The sequence below is a fragment of the Cytobacillus purgationiresistens genome (assembly GCF_030813235.1).
In the GTDB taxonomy this organism is placed as follows: Bacteria; Bacillota; Bacilli; order Bacillales; family Cytobacillaceae; genus Cytobacillus; species Cytobacillus purgationiresistens.
In genome coordinates this window covers 60,215-80,126 of sequence record NZ_JAUSUB010000011.1, presented here as the reverse complement: position 1 = coordinate 80,126, position 19,912 = coordinate 60,215, and the positions used below count along the sequence as shown (strand labels likewise).

Below are 19,912 nucleotides of genomic sequence, written 5' to 3'. Positions count from 1 at the left end.
GCATACACCCTCTTTTATATTTTCAATTATGCCATCACCAAATTGTTCATTTCTTAAGAATGAATTAGCTTTGATAAATCAGAAAGAATTTTCTGATCTGTTAATGTATAGTATTGCTCGCCAACCTTAACCTTTGCTCCTTCGTATGGTGGATACCAAAATGCACGAATCCGTCTCGAAATTTCCTCACTGGAATCATTTTCATCTGTAATCTTCATGCTTTCAAACATTTCACGATCAATATAAATACCGTTTGATTTTATATTTTTAATTAAGTTCTCCCTATGTTGATTCATTTCGATTAATTCAACAGTCTCTTTAAAAAGATCTAACATATGAATTTGGCTTTTCAATTCTAAAGAAAGAGCAGTTTCTAAATCCTCATCAATATTAAACCTATTTAATTTAATAATATCTCCTGAATCAATTCCCTCATCCATTAGATGAGCGGTTACTCCATATTCAGTACAACCGTTTAATATAGCTGCATTATATCCCCCCAATCCTTGATATTCAGGAAGAGGAGCAGGATGGAAATTTATAGCGCCTAATCTAGGAGCTGATAAAAGTGGTTCTTTTACCTTTTGCCAAAAAAGATAGGAAATGACTAAGTCTACCTCGTCTATAGCAATAGGGCTATTCATAGAATCGTCAAACCAAGAATACAACTCTTCTGAAGTGGGAGTTAAGATACCGAGTTGAGTAGCCGTCTCAACAAGGGAGCCTTTACTGGAATCTAGTTCATCATTCACCTGTCTTCCCACAACCGCTACGACTTCATGGCCTCTGTCAATCAAATACTCTAACGCCTTTGCAGACCAGTGCTTCCTTCCGAGCAAAACTATTTTTAAAGATTGTTTGGTATTATTCACGTATAGCCCTCCTGTCCTTAGCCTTCCATCTTTTTAGATATAGGTTGGCTACCCTTAAAGTTTTCTACTGTCGTATTTCCTGATTGGTTAATTCCTTCTGACTGGATAACCTTTTTCATCGTAATAGCCAAGATTTTCAAATCCAGTAAAATGGTTTGATTATTTACATACCAAACATCGAGTGCAAACTTTTCTTCCCAGCTAATTGCGTTACGCCCATTGATTTGCGCCCAGCCGGTGATACCTGGCTTCACATTATGACGTGCCGCCTGTTCAAACGTATATAGCGGTAAATATTGCATTAATAGCGGTCTAGGACCAACTAAACTTAGGTCGCCCTTTAAAACATTGATGAACTGTGGAAGTTCATCAATACTATATTTCCGTAAGATTCTGCCAAAAGAGGTTAGCCTATGCTCATCTGCCAGCAAGTCGCCTTTTCTGTCTCTTTCATCTGTCATTGTTCTAAATTTATAAAGATTGAAAGGAACAGTATATAATCCTGGCCGTGGTTGTTTAAAGAAAATAGGGCTTCCTAGTTTTATTCTCACTAACCAGGCAATGAGAAAGATAAACGGACTTAAGATCACTAATATGATTAGTGAAGATACAATGTCTACACATCTTTTCACTCTTTTTGACTCTCCCTTAATTGAAGTGCAAGGGGGGTTCGATATTTAGAACCACCAAGCGTTTGGACAATAATAAGTACATTAGAAAGTTTCAAAACCTTCTTAAACTACTTCTTATTTATTAAACTATTTAGCTTCATTTTTATTTCACTAATCACTTCTATTGTAGATATAGCTTGCGTTTTATTCACACAGACGTGAATCTCTTCCATCAGTTCTTTAAAATCTTGTTCTGATATTTTCTTAGACTTAATCACTCTTTATCCTTCTTTCATGGTCATTTATGCATAAAAAAGTCCCCATTTATAAATGTAAAAGAGGATTTTTCTTGGACTTGCTCATTTGAAATAGGCTGATACCCATCCGGATTAAGCTGCTGCCATCTCCATGCATCCTCACACATCTCTTCAAGTTTTTTTTCAGCTGTCCAACCGAGTTCCTCTTTCGCTTTGTCTGGGTTGGCGTAGCACAATGCAGTATCACCAGGTCTCTGTTCTGTAATTTTATAAGGGATATGAATATTGGTGGCCTTTTCAAATGCATGAATGACTTCTAAAACGCTATAGCCTCTTCCTGTCCCTAAGTTATATAACTTAATTCCTTCAGTGACCTGAATTTTTTCCAGTGCTTTCACATGCCCTTGGACTAAATCCACCACGTGAATATAATCTCTCACACCGGTCCCATCATGCGTTGGATAATGATTCCCATACACACTTAATTCTTTTAGCTTGCCAATCGCTACTTGAGAAATATATGGCATAAGATTATTGGGAACGCCATTGGGATCTTCGCCAATTCTGCCGCTTTCATGCGCACCAATCGGATTAAAATACCTTAATATTGCTATGCTCCAGCTTGGATCCGAGTGATATAGATCACCGAGGATTTCTTCAATCATCCATTTCGTTCTCCCATAAGGATTCATTGCCTGCAATGGTGCATCTTCGCGAATCGGCATTTGATCAGTTGGACCATATACTGTTGCAGAAGAGCTAAAGACAAGCTTCTTCACGTCATATTTTTGCATCATATGGGTAAGAATCACTGTTCCAATAATATTATTTTGATAATAATACAGTGGCACTTTTACTGATTCGCCAACTGCTTTTAAGCCAGCGAAGTGGATAACCGCCTCGATATCATTCTCAGCAAAGACCATTTCAAGTGCGTTCGTATTACATAGATCCACTTCATATACTTTAAAGTTCTTTCCTGTCAATTCCTTCACCCGATTTAATGCTTCTGACTTACTGTTGATAAAACTATCGACAACAATAATTTCATATCCATTATTGAGAAATTCCACACATGCATGACTGCCAATATAACCGGCCCCACCAGTGATCAATATGGCCATTTTATCTGTCTCCTATCATTCAAGATTCGATCAGCTTATATAGTTTTTCAATTTCATCTTCATTTCCGTAATTTTTGCTTTTTGTATTTTCGATTAATTGATCACGCAGTGTTTTGTTGTCGATGAGGCATTTTATCTTTTCTGCTATTCCTTGCGCGTTAAGCGGAGCAATTAAAGCATCTACCCCATCTTTAGCTTGGCTTTTAGCTGTTGGGTAATCGGTGATAACCACTGGCTTTCCAAGAATTTGCGCTTCTCTCACCGTGACTGCCTTTCCTTCATACCTTGAAGGCTGCACATAAATATCACATACCTGTATATATGGGTATGGATTCACTTTTTTCCCAAGCAAGAAAAAGTGCTTTTCCAGCTGGAGCTCTTCTATCAATAGGATTAACTCCGATTCCAGTTGTCCATACCCAATGACATACCACTCGATGAGATAGCCCCGATTAATTAGATCCACACAAGCATGGATAGCATAATCCAACCCTTTTGCGTGGGAAAGGCGACCGACAGTGACTATAATGGTTTTTTCTGTGGCGGGATTTACTTCTTTCGGAGATTCTATCTTTGCTTGCTCATGAATAAATGCTGGCGATAATATATTTTCGATGACCTCTGTTTTTTCATCAAAGGCAGGATACAATCCTAAAAACTGATCCATGCACTCTTCTGAGACTGCAACAATATGATCCAGTTTCCTCCACATATTTATTTCTATGCGCGGATTTAAGGTGATATTGGAATAGTCCGTATGAATCCACCCAATTCTTTTCTTCGCCTTCACCTTTTGTCCAATAAAATGATGCGGCCAGAGAAAACCAATTGCGACATCATATTCCTGTGACAATTCAGGGAGGAACTTACATGTCATCTCCCAGCCGTATTGAATCGTTAGATAACCTGGTTCAGGTATATTTTTCATTCTTCCATAGAAGGAACTAAATGATCTCGCCGCCAGTCTTGATAAGCCAATTTGATAATAGCCGTCTCTTACAATCTCTCCAATTGATTTTCTGAACGTCGCGTATTGAGGCACTTCATTTAAGAGCTTAGGAGATGATGGCAGCAAATCTAGAAATTCTCCCTCATGTTTAAATAGCATGATATCCACATCATATTTGCTGTAATCCAGTTGATTTAACAACCCAACCAGACTCCTTTCAACACCGCCAATAGCCAGGTCAAAGGAGGATATTAATATCTTTTTCTTCATTTATATCTGACCCTTCATAAAAAAAATCAGCCGACATCATATAGTTGCATCCAATCCTGCAGCACATTCTCTATATGAAACCCCTTATTTGTAAACTGCTGCCGAATCTCATCTTTGCTTGGTTTTGAGACAGATAGCGATGACTTTATTTCTTTACACCACTGCTCTATACTGCTATGAAGACTTAAATATTTTGTCAGGCCCAACCCCATGTCGGTACTCTTTGGTACAGAGTCTGCCGCAATGCATGGTACGCCTGCGCATTGCGCTTCTAACAGGACGATACCAAATCCTTCAAATAATGACGGAAATATAAATATGTCAAACCCATTCATTAATTGAGGAATATCTGTCCTGATTCCTAGAAACTTTACATTCTCCCCAACCCCAAGTTCTTCAGCTTTACTTTCTATTCTTTGTCTCAAAGGGCCATCACCAACGAAAACGGCATAATAATCAGGCCCTTCTACTAGTAAACTCTTTAATACATTGAGGATGAATTGCTGGTTTTTTGAGTCGGAAAATCGGCCAACATGTCCGATGATTTTGGCATGATCAGGTATATTTAATGTTTGATGCATCATCATTTTAAGATTGCTATCCGTATTCACATACTCATTAACTTCAATGCTGTTATGGAGAATTTGAACCTCTTTTTTTCGCTTTTTACCAAATAAAAAAGCAGCAGCTTCTTCGCTGCAGCTACAGTATTTTGTGGCAGATAATCTAATGAGACTTTTCAAAACCTTTAACGCAAGTTCTTCTCTTTTCCCACTTTTCAGCCAGCTGCTGCTATGGGAGTGGCATATTCTTGTTTGTATGCCGGAAAGCTTAGCAGCAAGAGCAGGAAAACCTGATTGATAGTCTGTGTGTGCATGGACGGCGGTATATTCGCCGTTACTCATCATTCTCTTCAAGTCTTTCACATAACGGAAAGGGCCGATTTCACCTAAACTTTGAATCTGATAGATTCTCCCTCCTAGATTTCTAATCTCTTCATCATAATCTCCCACACCGCTGCTATGAGTAATAAAATCAAATTGACATAAGGAGCGATCCATATTTCTATATACATTCATGATGAGGGTTTCAGCCCCACCTCTGCCCATGGAACTGACAACATGGAGAACTCTTTTAGGCACTTGTGGTTCCATTATCATTTCCTTCCTTTTTATAAGAGCTGATTTAATATATTACTTTTATAAATCGTATTCAAACTAATCACATTTTCATAAAAATAATAGGCAAGGTAGCAAATCAGTAAGGCATAATAAATGAATCTTTGCTCCTTTGTTCGAAATAGGACAATAATCCATGAAATTAAGATAAGCTGATACAAGGTGAAATAAATGGATACTCTTGCAAATATCCAATTTTGTGTGGAGATGACCATAAAGATAAAGCCGACCAACACCATATTCACGATGTAATCGCTGCTAGGATAGATTTCTCTTAACTTGTGTCTGCCTAGGAAAGCAATCATCAGCGGAACTGCATTTACCGCCACTCTTAACGTGTTTGCCCCGCCTTCTTGAAAGCTTGAATAACCGCTATATTGTGTATTTTCCATCGCTGCAAATAAAATGTTTGAAAATTGATCGTAACCGATGACAATAATAACTGAACAAGCTAATAATAGATAAGTTGCCTTCGACCATGCCTTATACCGAACTAAAAAATAGATTGGAATGAGGATTAATGCACTTTGATGAAATAAAGAAGCTAACAAAACAATAAATATATACATGAGCCAGTTGCCATTGATGAGAAATCTTGTCGCGGTAAATATTATTGCAGCGGCTAGCATTTGCCTAATGCCATTCATGGAAACGAGAAATAATCCTCCAGTAATGTATACATAGATGCTTAATTCAAACATTCTGGAATACTTGCTTAACACATAGACAATCAGGACATTCGTAATCAATGCCGTTGTAAAGATTAATATCTGCGGATCTTCAGACAGATTTTTGAGCAGCATTTGTAAAATGCTAAAACCAATATCTTTTTGTGAAGAGATGTAAGACCATGTGATTTCATTGTTTTCATAAGCGTGCCGATAAAAATAAGTATCACCAATATTAATTCTCAAGCCTGAAACAGCTACTAATGAGCACATGACACCCAAAACGAGCAGCTGATTGGGCTTCACCGGAGCATATATCCCAGCAGAAGCGACAGGCCGCGCAAAGTATCTTGCAAAAAAAGAAAGAACAAAAACGAGAGAAAGGTTGATCCATAAAAATGTCATGTCTGATTCCTTTCTATTCCTGTGCTATTTATACGTGTTTGACCGTTCTTGATTTAAATAAGATGTAAACATACAATAGTAAACCAAATGGAATGGCTAAAAGGGTCAACCCTTTCTTTGGCGATTCTTTCAAAAAATATTGGTTCCTCATCATCAAGCTGCTGGAAACGAAATGGATCGCTTGCCTAAATTTAAAAAGCTGCCCTGCGTAAGGGAGCTTCATTAACTCTTTTCTATAGAAGGCAAAGCCTTTGGGATTCTTTCGGTATTGATTGATCATATTGTGTGTTGACCCATCTTCAAGGTATTCCACATGGCATAGCACCTCGTCTAACAACAGCATTTCATACTCTTGATCCAGCTTATAGTATTTAAAAGCAAGGCCTACGTACTTCTCATCTTGAAAGATTGGATAGGGATATTTGTTTGTTAACTCTGTTCGATACACTAGCTTTTTATCACCGGTCACACCGTATTTATTATAAAGATTAAACAAAGTGGAACGCTTGATCTGAGCTGGCATTCTTGTACCAATAACACGTTGGTGCTGATCCGCATCAAGCCCAATGATTCCGCTCACATCCTTATTCCCGTTTTTTTGCCAAAAATGAATGATTTTCTCCACAGCACCATCAGCTAAATAATCATCTGAATCAATGCACATATTCAGGTCTGTCTCAATCAGCTGATAGGCTTTGTTATGGGCACCATGCATCCCTTGATTTTCCTGGTAGTAATACTGTATCTCTATTTTTTGCTCTTTGACCCACGAATCTACTAATTTTCCAGTCTCATCTGTGGAGCCGTCATCAATGATAAGCCAAATAAACTCTTGATTGGTTTGGCGCAACAAGCTTTCATAACATTTCCCTAGACAATATGCACGATTATAAGCAGGTGTAAAAATCGTTAAAGTTTTCATTAAGGTGCCCCTATATATGACAGGTAAAGCGCTTGAACACTTGTGGCTGTCCTTGAAATATCATATCCCTTTGCCACAAGCGGCTCTTTATCACTCCTGCGTTCAATCTTGGCTGATTTCCTGCGTTTGATAGAATCTACCCACATACTCGTGTTACTTAATGGCAAATATTCTACAAGATTCATATCAAGATCCGCTTCACTCGAAATTTGATCCGATATGATACATGGCAACCCTGCTCCTTGCGCTTCAATGAGAGTAACAGGCAACCCCTCATGAAAAGAAGGAAAAACAAATAAATCCATTGCCTGTAAGACTTCGTTCACATCATCTCTAATGCCAAGAAATCTCACTTTGTCTTTCAAGCCTAAATCCCTTACTTTCCGTTCCATTTCCTCTCTTAAATGTCCATCACCTAATAATAAAAGGACGGAATTTTTATTTACCCTTTCATATTCTGCATATAGCTCAATTAAAAAGGAATGATTTTTCTGCTTGGCAAAACGGCCTACATGCCCTATCGCAAAGATGCCATGGTCAAGCTCTAATTCTTCCCGCACTTTACGTCTCGTTTCTAAAGCGAAGTAAAACGGGGCGAATGCGATTCCGTTTTTCACCATTTTCGCTTTGCTATATTGCTGACGGAATAGCCACTTTGCTGCCTCAGATGAGCAAGCAAAATAATCCGTTGATGATGGAACGATAAAAGTGCCAGCCCACCATTTATATAACCTTATAGCCGTTCCACCTTCGCTTTTTGTATTATGACTATGTGCGATCCTAATTGGAATGCTACTCTCCTTCGCCGCTTTCAAAACAAACCCACTCATCTTATCCATATGCGAATGTACAATTTGATACTGATGATTAGCCTTGAAGAAACCTTCAAGCTCGCTTATATATTTAAAATGACCTACATCCGAAACATATGGAATCCTATGAATGATTCCGCCCATCACCTTTATTTCCTCATCAAATACGCCTGGCTTACATGTTAAAAAATCAAATTGGACCTTTGATCGATCGATATGACGGTAAAGGTTCATTATGAGCGTTTCAGCACCGCCACGATTCATATTCACAACTACATGCAATATTCTTAATGGACTGCCCATTGAACCTCTCCCCCCATTTCATTGATGACTTTTTTATATAGCTTTCGTTTTTCTTCAAGTACCTTGTTTACACTATATTTCTCAAGAATGATTTCTCTGCTTTCCGCACCCAGCTGTTTACATAAACGTTCATCAGCAGCCAATAATTTAACTTTATCAGCCATCTCATTTACATTTTTCACGATCCAGCCATTCCTTCCACTACACACCAGCTCCCCGTGTCCCCGGTTAGGAACTGCAACAATCGGTAAACCGGCTGCCATTCCTTCCATGATATTGACGGGCAGCCCTTCCCTTAGGCTTGATGCAACGACAAGATCACACATTTGTAAAAGCAAGTCAATATCCTTTCTAAAACCTAAAAAATCAACCATATGCCTGATACCAAGACTTTCCGCAAGTTCCTTACAATGATTCAACTCCGGACCTTCTCCAGCAAGTATTAGTCTTGCTTCAGGCTGTTGTTCCTTTATATGCGCCAACGCTTTAATAAGGAAGGACTGATTCTTATTACGATTAAATTCTGCTCCATAAAACATTAAAAAAGCATCACGATGATAGTGATGCTTTTCTCTCAGTATGCCTTTTTGTATTTTTGTGACAGGGGTAAATCTATCAGGATTCACACCTACTCCATGGATTAGAGCAATTTCCTTTGCTTTAAATTTATGTTTCATTGCTAAGCTATAATCCTCGTGATTGATAGTAATCAGTAAATCGGTAAAATGTGCCATTATTTTTTCGATTGGATAGTACACAAGCCAATTAAGAAGGGGTGCCCCATTACAAAAGTGAAAACCATGAGCGGTATAAATGACTTTCAGGCCTTTATTACGCCTATTTCTCGCTGCCAGCCGCCCAAGAATCCCCCCCATTGGCGTGTGACTGTCAATGAAATCATATTGATACTTTTCAATTAGAGCATTAATTTTTTTATATGCTGCTATATTATCCTTTTTTAATGGTGAACGCTGGATTGGAAGATGAAATTGATAATCAACATATGGAAGCTTTAAGCTCCCCGCTGCTGCAACGTGCACCTCCCAGCCTTGTTCTTTAAACCATTTAATAAAAGGAAGATGAAATAGGCTAAAATGATAATCAACTGTCGCACAAAACAATATTTTCTTCTTCATTTCTTGATCGCTTGCCTATCTATTACAATTGATAAATATTCGAGTAATGATGATTTTAATTCTGGATTTTCCAATGCAAATTCAATCGTTGTTTTAATAAAACCGATTTTCTCACCAACATCGTACCGCATTCCATCAATCTGATAAGCATATACTGCCTCATGCTCATTTAATCTCGCAATGGCATCAGTCAATTGGATTTCATTTCCTGCACCAGGCGATTGATCACTTAGGATATCAAAGATCTTAGGTGTAAGTATATAGCGTCCCATTATGGCTAAATTTGAAGGGGCGAAGTCTTTTTCTGGCTTTTCTACGAGATTTCTTACTGAAGAGATTTGATCATCCATCGCAAAGCCATCAATGATTCCATATCGTGATACTTCGTTATCTGGTACCCTCTGCACACCAAGAATGGATGCATGATAGCGATTGTATTGTTCAATCATTTGTCCAATGCATGGTTTGTCGGATTGGATAATATCATCCCCTAATAAGACAGCAAACGGTTCATCTCCAATAAATTTTCTCGCACACCAAATGGCATGGCCCAATCCCTTGGGCTCCTTTTGCCGGATATAGTGAATATCTGCTAAGGTTGAAGATTTTTGGACAGCATCTAAAATGGCCATTTTGCCTTTATCATAAAGGTTTTTTTCCAACTCAAAGGAATGATCGAAATGGTCCTCAATGGCTCTCTTCCCCTTGCCTGTTACAATAATGATATCTTCAATTCCAGCAGCGATGGCCTCCTCCACGATATATTGAATCGTCGGTTTATCTACAATCGGCAGCATTTCCTTTGGCATCGCCTTTGTTGCCGGCAAAAATCTTGTGCCTAAACCAGCCGCTGGAATAATCGCCTTTCTTACCTTTTTCATTGATACTCATGCCCCCTTTCTCCTCTTTAAATAGACATCACTGGCTGTGAATGCTCTTCATTCCTTCTGTTAGCCAAGCTTAATAATTTCACCCTCAGGATTTCTTTATCCACCGTTTGAAAAAGGGATAATATTTCGTTTATTTCTTCTAAAAAAATACTAGATGTTTTTCCTATATAAATGTTGGGATACACTTGCTGCTCATATACTTCATCTTCCTTAAGCAGCTCTTCAAACAACTTTTCTCCTGGTCTCATTCCAGTGAATTCTATGCCAATCTCATCGATATTATAGCCAGATAGTTTAATTAAATTTTTTGCAAGATCAATGATTTTAACTGGTTCCCCCATGTCTAGCACAAAGATTTCCCCGCCATCTGCTAAGGCGCCAGCTTGCATCACTAATCTCGATGCTTCTGGGATAGTCATGAAATAACGTATCATATCCGGATGGGTGACTGTTACTGGCCCCCCTTTTTCAATCTGCTTTTTAAAAAGGGGGATTACACTGCCCCGGCTTCCTAAGACATTGCCAAACCTCACAGCAACAAACCTTGTTTGACTAATGGTATCCATATGCTGAATAAACATTTCAGCCAGCCTTTTTGTTGAACCCATGACACTTGTTGGATTGACTGCCTTGTCGGTTGAAACCATCACAAATACGTCTACGCTTTCCCAATGAGCAGCTTCAGCAATATTTCTTGTTCCAAGGATATTATTTTTCACAGCCTCAACAGGATTACGTTCCATTAAAGGCACATGCTTATGCGCCGCTGCATGATAGACAACAGATGGCTTATATGTATGCATAACCTCGAGCATCTTTTTCTCATCCTGAATATCTGCAATTTCAGTAACGAATTCTATCAATGTATGTTTAAATTTTTCTTCCAGCTCCAAATGAATGGAATAGATGCTGTTCTCACCATGCCCAAGTAGAATGAGTTTCTTCGGATGAAACGCAGATACCTGTCTGCAAATCTCTGAGCCGATAGAACCTCCAGCACCAGAAACCAATACAGTTTGATCGGTTACATAATCAGATATACTTTCAACATTAAGCTCAATTGGTTTTCTTCCAAGTAAATCCTCCACTTGAACATCCCTAAATTGATTAACAGACACCTTCCCCGTCACTAAGTCTTCCAGCATCGGTAATATTTGTGTTTTAGCTTTTGTTTTCGCACATTCTTTAAAGATCGTATTTAATCCTTTTTTATTTAACGATGGAATGGCGATGATAATATGATCAATTTGCATGCTTTCTGCAACAGATACAATGGCGCTTACTCCACCGACAACAGAAAGGCCTAATATATCAAAATGGTGTTTTTGGTGATTGTCGTCTATAAACGCGACAGGCATTAAGTTCGCTTCATTGCTTTTTAAAAGCTGTCGGGCCACCATGACACCAGCGGAACCAGCGCCAACGATGAGGGTCCTTTGTTTATTCTGATTTCTCATTATTACTTCGTCTCTATAGATTCGCCAATAGAAGCGCGATCCTCCAACGAATAACAGATGAAGAAGCCAAATGATAATGAATAAACGAATAGGGATTGCTTGGAAAATAGTGAATTGAATAATAGCTGAAGTACTGATTGCATAAGTAACGATCTTCATAATAATCATGAGTTCACCTATACTTGCATACTCCCAAACCTTCTTATAAAGATGGAATTTGAGCGCGTATAAATGGTGAAAAAGCAATATACACATGCCTGATATAAACAGAGTTGAATTTTCCAGGTGAAGCTCCTTTGCTAATAAAGCACCAATCATCAAAGCAGAAAGAACTAAGCAAGTATCTATTAAGATAAAGAGTGAAAGCCTTTGCCGATAGGTCATTTATACGATCCTCCTTTCAATTTTCTTGAAACCGTCATTAAGACCTGCTATTAAAGCACTTAGTAACGGGGTCTTAACGCATAATTAAAACCCCATAACTAAATTCATTAATAATAAGGGCATCTAACCCTACCTCACATCACACTCTTGACGACTGGCGTCTAAGGCAATTGCCCACAGCATGACCGAGTGCTTCCATTGATAACGGTAAGGAAACATCACCATTCGTAAAAATCTCTATTAAAACAAATGATTTATTCTTTATAACGAACATATTGATTAAAAAAATTTACTTTTTCATTTATTTTGTTCATTTAAAATGACACCGATAATCTGAGACTTTGCATATTGCAGAACTCTTTTAGCATTATAAGTATGTTCAGCTTTTGTTTTACCTTGACGGACAACTAAAATAACGCCATCACTCAAATTGGCCAAAATCTTTGTATCCGTGACATCAAGTACAGAAGGGGAGTCAATTAAAGTAATATCATATAACGGACTCACTTTATCCAATAACCTTTTCATTGCCTTTGAACTTAAGAGTTCAGAAGGATTTGTAGGAACCTTGCCGCTTGGCAATATTTTTAATCCTGGAATTTGAGAAGAAACCACTGCTTCCTCAAAGGTAATATATCCCTTTAGTACATCAGTCAGTCCTGCTGTATGGGGGAGCTGAAAGATTTCATGAATAGCTGGATTCCTTAGGCTGGCATCTATAAGAAGCACTTTTTCTTTTTGCTGTGCCATCGATACCGCTATATTTGCAGCGGAAGTTGATTTACCTTCTAGCTTACTTGGTGAAGTTATGAGAAGAATCGGGTTGTTTTTCTCGCCATTGATGAATTGAATATTTGTTCTTATCGTCCTGAATTGTTCAGAAATGATGGAGTCTGGGTGCGAAAAAGTGACTAAGTTTCTTTGTCCCGCAGGTTTGCTCGTCTTCCTCTTATTTAGACTCAATAGTCTTCCCCCTCATTTCCTCAGTTGATTGCCTTATTTTCATCTGGCGAACATTTTTCTTATCCATTTTTGAAACACTGCCGATCACTTGTACATCTAGCAGTCGTTCGATTTCACGCTCGGTTTTAATCGAATCATCAAGTGAATCCAGTAAAAAGATGAAGCCTACCCCGGCAATCACCCCAAAGACAATGGCAATAATGATGATAGGGATTTGAGAGCTTTCATTGATTGGACGAGGGTTCATTTTTGCTTCAGATAATACTGATACCTCCTCAAAATCCATGATTTTTGGAATTTCTTCTATAAAAACTTTAGCCGTTGTATTCGCTATATCGGCAGCATTTTTAGAGTTAGTATCCGTAACTGAAATTTTCACAACCTGTGTGTCATCTATGCTCTCTACATTTATCCTATTTGCCAATTGATCAGAGGTTGTCGATAACCCCAATTTACCGATAACCTTTTCCAACACAATGGTATCTTTGATAATAACCTGTAGCGTGTTTCTATACCCAGCCTCTGCACCAATAATGATATTGGTTGAGCTTTGATATAATAGCGTTGTCTTATTATAGGTGCTATAAAAAAATGCAGCTGTACCAGCAAGAATGATAAAAATGAGAATGACCCAAAAGCGTTTTTTAATGACTTTATATAATTCAAATAAATTGATTTCTTTAGCACCTCTTGGTTCGTCAATAAAACGGCTCATAGTAAACCACCTTAAATGTTTATATGTTCTTAATAAAGAACTTATTCGTTAAAAAAATGCACATAAACAAAAGAATATACCCTTATATTAGTTCTCTATAAAGAACATGTCAATACTATTCAACCAACTTATATGATTATTTTCCTATTTAACTTCCATGTTTTTATATTTTGTGATATTCCTTGTTTTTCTCCATGTCCAAAGGAATGGTCGCAGCGGATAATAAAGAAAGTGTAATTTCCTTGGTAATGGCAAAGTCTCAAGATCAGAATATAATGGATGCAGCATCATAAATATATATGCAATTTTTTGCTGATAGCTCATAAGTGAAAAGAGATGCAAGGCATGATACTTTGCAACATCCCTCGGTACCTTACCGCTATGTAAGTTGACTTTGTTTCTTAAATAAAACAAAGCCTGCGCAGCTAATTGATTTGCTTTCCGTGTAATGAACATCTGAGCGTCTTTTGGTACATCTGTCTGAAATAGTACTGCTGATAGGATAAGTGCTTGGCCGGCGATCTTTTTACCTTTATGTTTTCTCAATAGAAGCTCAACCTTAGTCCAGTTCAAACCTTTTTCAACTATTTGATGAATGTCTGCCAGCCACCTAAGTCTCGACCAGCCATGTCTGGCTCCGTGAGTCACAAGGAAAAAGAATAAATCCTCATTGCCTAAAAAAAACAGTCTTGATGCTTGATGAGTGGTACTGCGCTGTTTTCGCTGCCAAAGTTCGTGAAACGCAGGCTCATTACTTGGAGCAGGGTTCAGCCTCCAGTGGACTTCAACCTTTGTTCCGAATGCTTCATGATAATAAGTAAAGTGGTGATGTCTCCATTTCCAATCATTCAATAAAGAATGTATATATTCATCTTGTTTATAGCCAAAGGAAACGAGTAAACGATCTGCCTTTGCTATATCCTCTATATGAATGAGCAAATCGATGTCTCCGCTCGTCCGCAAGGAAAGATCTCCATATAGTTCTTTTGCCAAAATCGGACCTTTTAGAAAAAGCGACTTAATTCCATTGTCCAAGAACATTTCATTGATTTTCTCCATTTCAGCGCTTAAATGGAGCATGTGAAAAGTATTTCTCTTATATGACCTCTCTAAAGACTCCATGACAAATGAAGGCAGCAGTCCATGATTTTGTTTGAATAGCCTTGAATAAACCAGTGGAAATACGCGATGATGCATCGCAAGTTCGAGAAATAGATGCCAGTCAATATTCTCCTTCAGTGTTAGGTCCCGATAAAGTCTATCGTCATTAATAATGATGGCTAAGATGAGGTCCAATTCTTTTGGTATGCCTTCTACATTTAAATGAGCTAGCTCTTCCATTTCATTCCCCTTCATAATCAAGCATCGATTTCTTAGCAAACATCCCGACAACCGTAAATTCATGCATCTCATCAGCACCAGATAGATAAATTTGCCCGCTTCTTAGCCACGCATGGGCGACCAGCTTACCTGTTTCATCTTTACCTGTACCGAAATAAAGTGTACTTTCTATCTTTCTCCTTTCAAGCATCTTCATGCCTGCGATGGCTTTTACAAGGCATTGGCTTTCCCAAAATGCAAAGGTACTCATATGATGGATGGCATGCGAAACACTTTTAATCGTCTTAGAATTTGTTTCATCTATCACATACGAAGTTTCATTCATGCCAACGCCTAATAGATGCGACACCTTAGCAAAGGGGAGCATTTTGTAGATACGCGCATAAGCCAAATAAAAGTAGGCTTCAAGATACATCCACTTCAGTTGCTTGTTCATTAATCTAAATGTATTAAATTTGTGCAGTATTTTCATATCAAGATCTCCTTACAGCAGCCTTTAAAAATCACCCTTCAATTGTATTAAATTCTCTTTTTTCAATTGAGCTAGGAAACTGGTAACCTCGGTCTCACATTCTTCACGTGTAACTTCATAGTGATCCATCAATTTTGATACGATTTGATCAATTTCTATCGGTTCACTTATGAGCTCCCAAATATCTCCGCCAATTTCACCTAAATTATAATACTTTCCATTTTCTATACTTAACATCACTTTTTCTCCACCCATGTCACTTACGAGATTCCCCTTCACCTGCTGAACCTTGTCTTTTAATGAAACCATTTTTTTCGTACTCATTGTCTCTGCTCCTCATTAATAGAATTGATGATCATCCCTGCCAATTCATGAGCTGTAAATTGATTATCCGGTCTCTCCAGTCTATACATATGAATATGTTGAGAGACTTTAACTGTCATATTAAAATGCCATTCCACTAGGTTTAATCTTTCGACTAAAAATTGCCGATACGTATGAGTGCTTAAAGTTTGCAATTGGTTTAATCCAGATATCGACTTTATTTGGACTGGATCAGATTCCGATTTCACCAATTCAAATATACCCGCCAACGGCAGTGAACTAGAAGAAAACTGAGTACAAACAGGAACAGCAAATTTACTTTCCCTATCATAAATCGGCCGAAATTCATCAGCTGTCATTCCGAACGCATCCAAGCTCGATTGCCATAGCTTTTGCTGAGGATATGCGGGAACAACTATAGGCGTACCATCATCGGACAATGATACAGGAATTACATCATCACTTAAAAGCCGATAACCTCTGCTTAATAATGCAGAAGCCAGCGTTGATTTTCCTGCTCCTGATTCTCCGACAATTAAGTATGCTTGATTATTTATCCTGACGGCACTTCCATGGAGTGGCAGTATTTTTCTTTGCATTAAAATAATCCCCATGCAGGAACCAAGGACAAAGAGGCGAATTTTATCTAACGATGCATTTTCTATCGGTGAAACAGTAATTTTATTTCCTTTTTCGATATGATAAATCGCTGTATCCGGCACTTCAAATAGAACTGAGTGGTCATGAATTACATTAAATTTTTTGCGCTTTCCATATTCACTCCATAATTGAGTTAAATCATTTTCTTCTATTTGAATATCTACTTCTGATAAAGGCTGATTATTTGCAATTAATTCCGGAAGCGGCATTGAACTTTGCAAATGCAAGCCAAATGCATAATACATATATGTTTTTATCTTAGTTATCATAGGGCCTCCAAACAAAACTTAGTAAAAACCCTCATACTTTTTAGAAGGGTACGAGGGCAGCAACAAAAAAGAAGTAACTAAATCAGCTGAATTTTACTGGATCATCCGGGTCTGGCTGTACAGAATCTGGTGTTTTTCTACCAGGTCCGGCCATAGTCATTGTGATTTCAAGCACTTCTAGAGTCGGCTTTTGCCAATGCTTCTTCATACGTATCACCCCCTTCCAATTAAAAAACGATACAAGATTAAGCTCCTCATTAATATCTTCATTTCATATTCAAAAGCAATGCTTGCATCCGGATGTTTTATTTTAGCTAAAGCAGCTATTAAAACTTCTTTATCTAATAATTCTTGGATGAGTGGGTTCTCCATCATTTTTTCAAGCTCGTCGATAAATTCATTCCAGGCAGGAATCATACGATGAACGCCATCTGCTCCTTGGACACCTCTTGTTTCATCATTTAATCGGATATTGTCTGGCAGATAGCCTTCAGTTGCTCTTCGAATCAGTGCCCTGTCCATTCCATTGCGGACAAATTGTTCATCAGGAATAGATAGACAATAGCGAATGACTCGTAAATCATCTGTTGGGTCTCTTTGTACAGTTCCATACCTTAATGCCATTTTTGCTCCGTAGGTGCCTGTTGTATTCCAATAGTAAAGCTGCTGAAATTGATCTTGTCTAACTTTATAAGCATTGCTGCTCATTTTTCCTGCAGGGTCTATACCATTCTCTTGTAATTTTTCAAAAACACCTGTTTTTCTTGCAAAACTCCTGTTAATGAATATGGGGAATAAATCTTCCTTTTTATAGGTAATAGGCATGAATTTTCGATTAACGACAACAGATACAATTCTTTTCCTTCCGATTCCTGATTGGCTGCTATAGGCATGCACTTCCTGATAAAACTTAATCCACTTCATTCTTTTGATTAAACGTGCGAAATAATCGAGGCTGGGTCCCCATGATACTGTCCAATTCCCTCTTTGGCCATTTAAGATCACACCGATACCCATCTCCGCTGCTTTTTCATAAATTCCCCTTAGCCAGTATGTATTTTCAAAGAATTTATAGGGCATTTCCAAAGCATCCAACCACTCATCTATTTCTGTGTATGGATTACGTTCGGACACTGATACATAGTTAGGAGATAAATTAGAATGATATTGTACAGTCGATTCAATATAGGGCCTTTCATTCGCTATCCTGCTTTTATGCGTCCAATCTTCAAAATCATCTACTGGCACAAAGCTGAAGGTATGCAGCATTTCTTTTTGTTTTTTCAATGTCCTACTAGCAAAAGCAGCTACAGATCCTGAATCCAGTCCTCCGCTTAAATGCGCCCCTTTTTTCTTGAACGTTCTCAGTTTAGAGTTTACAGCTGTTTGAAAAACATCTTGGAAGGCTTCTACATATTCGTTATCTGATTTAAAACGAAGCTTTGTTTCTTCGGTTAATGTGCAATACCTCTTAAGCTGGATTTTTTCATCTATTATTGTTATTGAATGAGAAGGTGAGAGTTGATGTATATGTTGGTAAGCAGTAGATGAAGTATCCACTGACTCGAACATCCCAGGATTCGCAATAAATTCTGCGAGCCACTCTTCGTTCAAATTCTTTGTTATGTATGGTAACGATAATAACGATTTCACTGTTGTTGAAAAGGCAAACTTCTCGTCATGCCTTGCATAATAAAGCGTCCTTGTACCAGAAAAATCTCTAGCACCAAACAATTTCCGCTTCCTTTCATCCCAAATCATAAATGCAAAGTCTCCAATTAAGTACTTTGGACACTCCTCTCCCCATTTCTCATAGGCAAGAAGGATAAGCTGACTGTCAGAGACCATGGGGCGATCATTTTTATAAACTTGCAATCGTTCAAAAAGATCATCCCGATTGTCAACAATTGCATCTGCTGTTATGGCTAACTGTCTTTCATAATCGTAGAAGGGCAGCACTTCGCTAACTGATTCAGGAGTGATCCATTGTGAACAGCAGCCGAAAAAGATCGAGTCCTTATTCCATACAGCCCTTCGATTGGCAGGGAAAGTCTGAAATGCCTGCATCATTCCATCCCTATGCTCGATTGGAATAGGTTCTTTATATAGATGATAAATTCCAGCTATCGCCGACACGACTCTCACACCTCTCGTTTGTTCTCATTAAAGAACCTTTAAGCTAAAAAAATGAGACTATCACTATATTAAATTATAATCCTTTTAAATAATGTGTTTATAAGGAGATACCCTTCAACTAAAAACCGCAATCAGTTCTGTATAAAGAACGATTTAATTATAAATTAACATCACCATTAGCAGATGTCAACTACATATAAATGTCAATTTTAGAAATATCTTTATTTTTGGCTTTTTTCTAAAAGATTGTTGTTTTTTCATAGGTTTTGATAAACCGTTGATAAAAAAGTTGATTGGAACGGGTGTGCGAGACCCCGCAGGAGTGAAGCGGACGAGGAGGTTCACCGCCAGCCCTGCGAAAAACAACAAAGTATACGAAAAACAGCCTTATTTTTTAAATTAGTATCCACCTTCGGCCGGACCCCTAATAGTTTTGATAACGATTAATCAAACCCTGAAGAGGAAATCAACCACTACCTGCGGAAAGCAATAAAGTATACGAAAACAGCCATTTTTAATCAGCTTTTTTGGGTAGGATTTCCCTTAATACATTCATTTTATTCTTCTTTTCTCTCCATATAACTAAGAAAAATAAATTAAGGTATCTTGTATATCTAATGGTAGCTTTCATAAAAATTTTTGCATATAACATACATCGGATCGTACGTTAATTAGTTGTAAACAATTAAATAATTCTTTACAAGATGTAGCCGATAATTTCATATCCATATAGTTTCTATTACAAATTCTTTAGATATATGAATGAAGCGTTTGATATACATTAGATGAAGGGA

General features: G+C 37.9%; 19 protein-coding genes. All 19 read right to left on the bottom strand.

The features are described from left to right. Window positions 1-53: 53 nt before the first annotated feature. Window positions 54-872, bottom strand: coding sequence for a methionyl-tRNA formyltransferase (locus J2S17_RS13725; protein WP_307475748.1), 819 nt, complete (start codon window positions 870-872; stop codon window positions 54-56). Between the two features lie 17 nt (window positions 873-889). Further along, on the bottom strand, window positions 890-1,504 hold the full coding sequence (locus J2S17_RS13720) for a sugar transferase (protein ID WP_307475746.1): 615 nt from the start codon (window positions 1,502-1,504) through the stop codon (window positions 890-892). A 277-nt stretch (window positions 1,505-1,781) separates the two neighbouring features. Then, entirely contained in the window at window positions 1,782-2,864 is a 1,083-nt protein-coding gene (galE, locus tag J2S17_RS13715; RefSeq protein ID WP_307475744.1) for a UDP-glucose 4-epimerase GalE, read from the bottom strand. A 19-nt stretch (window positions 2,865-2,883) separates the two neighbouring features. Next, the gene (locus J2S17_RS13710; RefSeq protein ID WP_307475742.1) at window positions 2,884-4,083 is read right to left on the bottom strand and encodes a glycosyltransferase; all 1,200 of its coding nucleotides are present in this window, start codon (window positions 4,081-4,083) and stop codon (window positions 2,884-2,886) included. A 26-nt stretch (window positions 4,084-4,109) separates the two neighbouring features. Then, on the bottom strand, window positions 4,110-5,243 hold the full coding sequence (locus tag J2S17_RS13705; RefSeq protein WP_307475741.1) for a glycosyltransferase family 1 protein: 1,134 nt from the start codon (window positions 5,241-5,243) through the stop codon (window positions 4,110-4,112). Between the two features lie 11 nt (window positions 5,244-5,254). Beyond that, entirely contained in the window at window positions 5,255-6,334 is a 1,080-nt protein-coding gene (locus tag J2S17_RS13700) for an EpsG family protein (RefSeq protein WP_307475739.1), read from the bottom strand. 28 nt (window positions 6,335-6,362) lie between these two features. Further along, complete coding sequence (locus J2S17_RS13695; RefSeq protein WP_307475738.1) at window positions 6,363-7,256, bottom strand: glycosyltransferase family 2 protein; 894 nt, start codon at window positions 7,254-7,256, stop codon at window positions 6,363-6,365. Beyond that, window positions 7,256-8,371, bottom strand: coding sequence for a glycosyltransferase family 1 protein (locus tag J2S17_RS13690; RefSeq protein ID WP_307475736.1), 1,116 nt, complete (start codon window positions 8,369-8,371; stop codon window positions 7,256-7,258). The genes J2S17_RS13695 and J2S17_RS13690 overlap by 1 nt, the downstream gene beginning before the upstream one ends. Then, on the bottom strand, window positions 8,356-9,507 hold the full coding sequence (locus tag J2S17_RS13685; RefSeq protein WP_307475734.1) for a glycosyltransferase family 4 protein: 1,152 nt from the start codon (window positions 9,505-9,507) through the stop codon (window positions 8,356-8,358). Before J2S17_RS13685 ends, J2S17_RS13690 begins: the two co-directional genes overlap by 16 nt. Beyond that, the gene (gene galU / locus J2S17_RS13680) at window positions 9,504-10,388 is read right to left on the bottom strand and encodes a UTP--glucose-1-phosphate uridylyltransferase GalU (RefSeq protein ID WP_307475732.1); all 885 of its coding nucleotides are present in this window, start codon (window positions 10,386-10,388) and stop codon (window positions 9,504-9,506) included. Before galU ends, J2S17_RS13685 begins: the two co-directional genes overlap by 4 nt. Before the next feature lie 26 nt (window positions 10,389-10,414). After that, on the bottom strand, window positions 10,415-12,238 hold the full coding sequence (locus tag J2S17_RS13675; RefSeq protein WP_307475730.1) for a nucleoside-diphosphate sugar epimerase/dehydratase: 1,824 nt from the start codon (window positions 12,236-12,238) through the stop codon (window positions 10,415-10,417). A 297-nt stretch (window positions 12,239-12,535) separates the two neighbouring features. Further along, window positions 12,536-13,201 carry a CpsD/CapB family tyrosine-protein kinase gene (locus J2S17_RS13670; protein ID WP_307475728.1) on the bottom strand — a complete coding sequence of 222 codons (666 nt, stop codon included), beginning with the start codon at window positions 13,199-13,201 and terminating at the stop codon, window positions 12,536-12,538. After that, window positions 13,188-13,916 carry a YveK family protein gene (locus tag J2S17_RS13665; RefSeq protein ID WP_307475727.1) on the bottom strand — a complete coding sequence of 243 codons (729 nt, stop codon included), beginning with the start codon at window positions 13,914-13,916 and terminating at the stop codon, window positions 13,188-13,190. Before J2S17_RS13665 ends, J2S17_RS13670 begins: the two co-directional genes overlap by 14 nt. A gap of 144 nt (window positions 13,917-14,060) precedes the next feature. Then, window positions 14,061-15,257: a nucleotidyltransferase domain-containing protein gene (locus J2S17_RS13660; protein ID WP_307475725.1), complete on the bottom strand. Its 1,197-nt coding sequence runs from the start codon at window positions 15,255-15,257 to the stop codon at window positions 14,061-14,063. A gap of 1 nt (window position 15,258) precedes the next feature. Then, complete coding sequence (locus tag J2S17_RS13655; protein WP_307475724.1) at window positions 15,259-15,729, bottom strand: lasso peptide biosynthesis B2 protein; 471 nt, start codon at window positions 15,727-15,729, stop codon at window positions 15,259-15,261. Between the two features lie 24 nt (window positions 15,730-15,753). After that, window positions 15,754-16,053, bottom strand: a complete 300-nt coding sequence (locus J2S17_RS13650; RefSeq protein ID WP_307475722.1) for a lasso peptide biosynthesis PqqD family chaperone — start codon at window positions 16,051-16,053, stop codon at window positions 15,754-15,756. After that, window positions 16,050-16,982, bottom strand: a complete 933-nt coding sequence (locus J2S17_RS13645) for an aldolase (RefSeq protein ID WP_307475720.1) — start codon at window positions 16,980-16,982, stop codon at window positions 16,050-16,052. The genes J2S17_RS13650 and J2S17_RS13645 overlap by 4 nt, the downstream gene beginning before the upstream one ends. An 82-nt stretch (window positions 16,983-17,064) precedes the next feature. After that, the gene (locus tag J2S17_RS13640) at window positions 17,065-17,190 is read right to left on the bottom strand and encodes a paeninodin family lasso peptide (protein ID WP_307475718.1); all 126 of its coding nucleotides are present in this window, start codon (window positions 17,188-17,190) and stop codon (window positions 17,065-17,067) included. Window positions 17,191-17,195: 5 nt separating this feature from the next. After that, window positions 17,196-19,118 carry an asparagine synthase-related protein gene (locus J2S17_RS13635; protein ID WP_307475716.1) on the bottom strand — a complete coding sequence of 641 codons (1,923 nt, stop codon included), beginning with the start codon at window positions 19,116-19,118 and terminating at the stop codon, window positions 17,196-17,198. Window positions 19,119-19,912 lie beyond the last annotated feature (794 nt).

Excerpts from the sequence above, each read along its gene's own strand:
- galE (WP_307475744.1), bottom strand. The coding sequence starts at position 2,864 with ATGGCCATATTGATCACTGGTGGGGCCGGTTATATTGGCAGTCATGCA.
- J2S17_RS13710 (WP_307475742.1), bottom strand. The coding sequence starts at position 4,083 with ATGAAGAAAAAGATATTAATATCCTCCTTTGACCTGGCTATTGGCGGT.
- J2S17_RS13705 (WP_307475741.1), bottom strand. The coding sequence starts at position 5,243 with ATGATAATGGAACCACAAGTGCCTAAAAGAGTTCTCCATGTTGTCAGT.
- J2S17_RS13700 (WP_307475739.1), bottom strand. The coding sequence starts at position 6,334 with ATGACATTTTTATGGATCAACCTTTCTCTCGTTTTTGTTCTTTCTTTT.
- J2S17_RS13695 (WP_307475738.1), bottom strand. The coding sequence starts at position 7,256 with ATGAAAACTTTAACGATTTTTACACCTGCTTATAATCGTGCATATTGT.
- J2S17_RS13690 (WP_307475736.1), bottom strand. The coding sequence starts at position 8,371 with ATGGGCAGTCCATTAAGAATATTGCATGTAGTTGTGAATATGAATCGT.
- J2S17_RS13685 (WP_307475734.1), bottom strand. The coding sequence starts at position 9,507 with ATGAAGAAGAAAATATTGTTTTGTGCGACAGTTGATTATCATTTTAGC.
- galU (WP_307475732.1), bottom strand. The coding sequence starts at position 10,388 with ATGAAAAAGGTAAGAAAGGCGATTATTCCAGCGGCTGGTTTAGGCACA.
- J2S17_RS13675 (WP_307475730.1), bottom strand. The coding sequence starts at position 12,238 with ATGACCTATCGGCAAAGGCTTTCACTCTTTATCTTAATAGATACTTGC.
- J2S17_RS13665 (WP_307475727.1), bottom strand. The coding sequence starts at position 13,916 with ATGAGCCGTTTTATTGACGAACCAAGAGGTGCTAAAGAAATCAATTTA.
- J2S17_RS13660 (WP_307475725.1), bottom strand. The coding sequence starts at position 15,257 with ATGGAAGAGCTAGCTCATTTAAATGTAGAAGGCATACCAAAAGAATTG.
- J2S17_RS13655 (WP_307475724.1), bottom strand. The coding sequence starts at position 15,729 with ATGAAAATACTGCACAAATTTAATACATTTAGATTAATGAACAAGCAA.
- J2S17_RS13650 (WP_307475722.1), bottom strand. The coding sequence starts at position 16,053 with ATGAGTACGAAAAAAATGGTTTCATTAAAAGACAAGGTTCAGCAGGTG.
- J2S17_RS13645 (WP_307475720.1), bottom strand. The coding sequence starts at position 16,982 with ATGATAACTAAGATAAAAACATATATGTATTATGCATTTGGCTTGCAT.
- J2S17_RS13640 (WP_307475718.1), bottom strand. The coding sequence starts at position 17,190 with ATGAAGAAGCATTGGCAAAAGCCGACTCTAGAAGTGCTTGAAATCACA.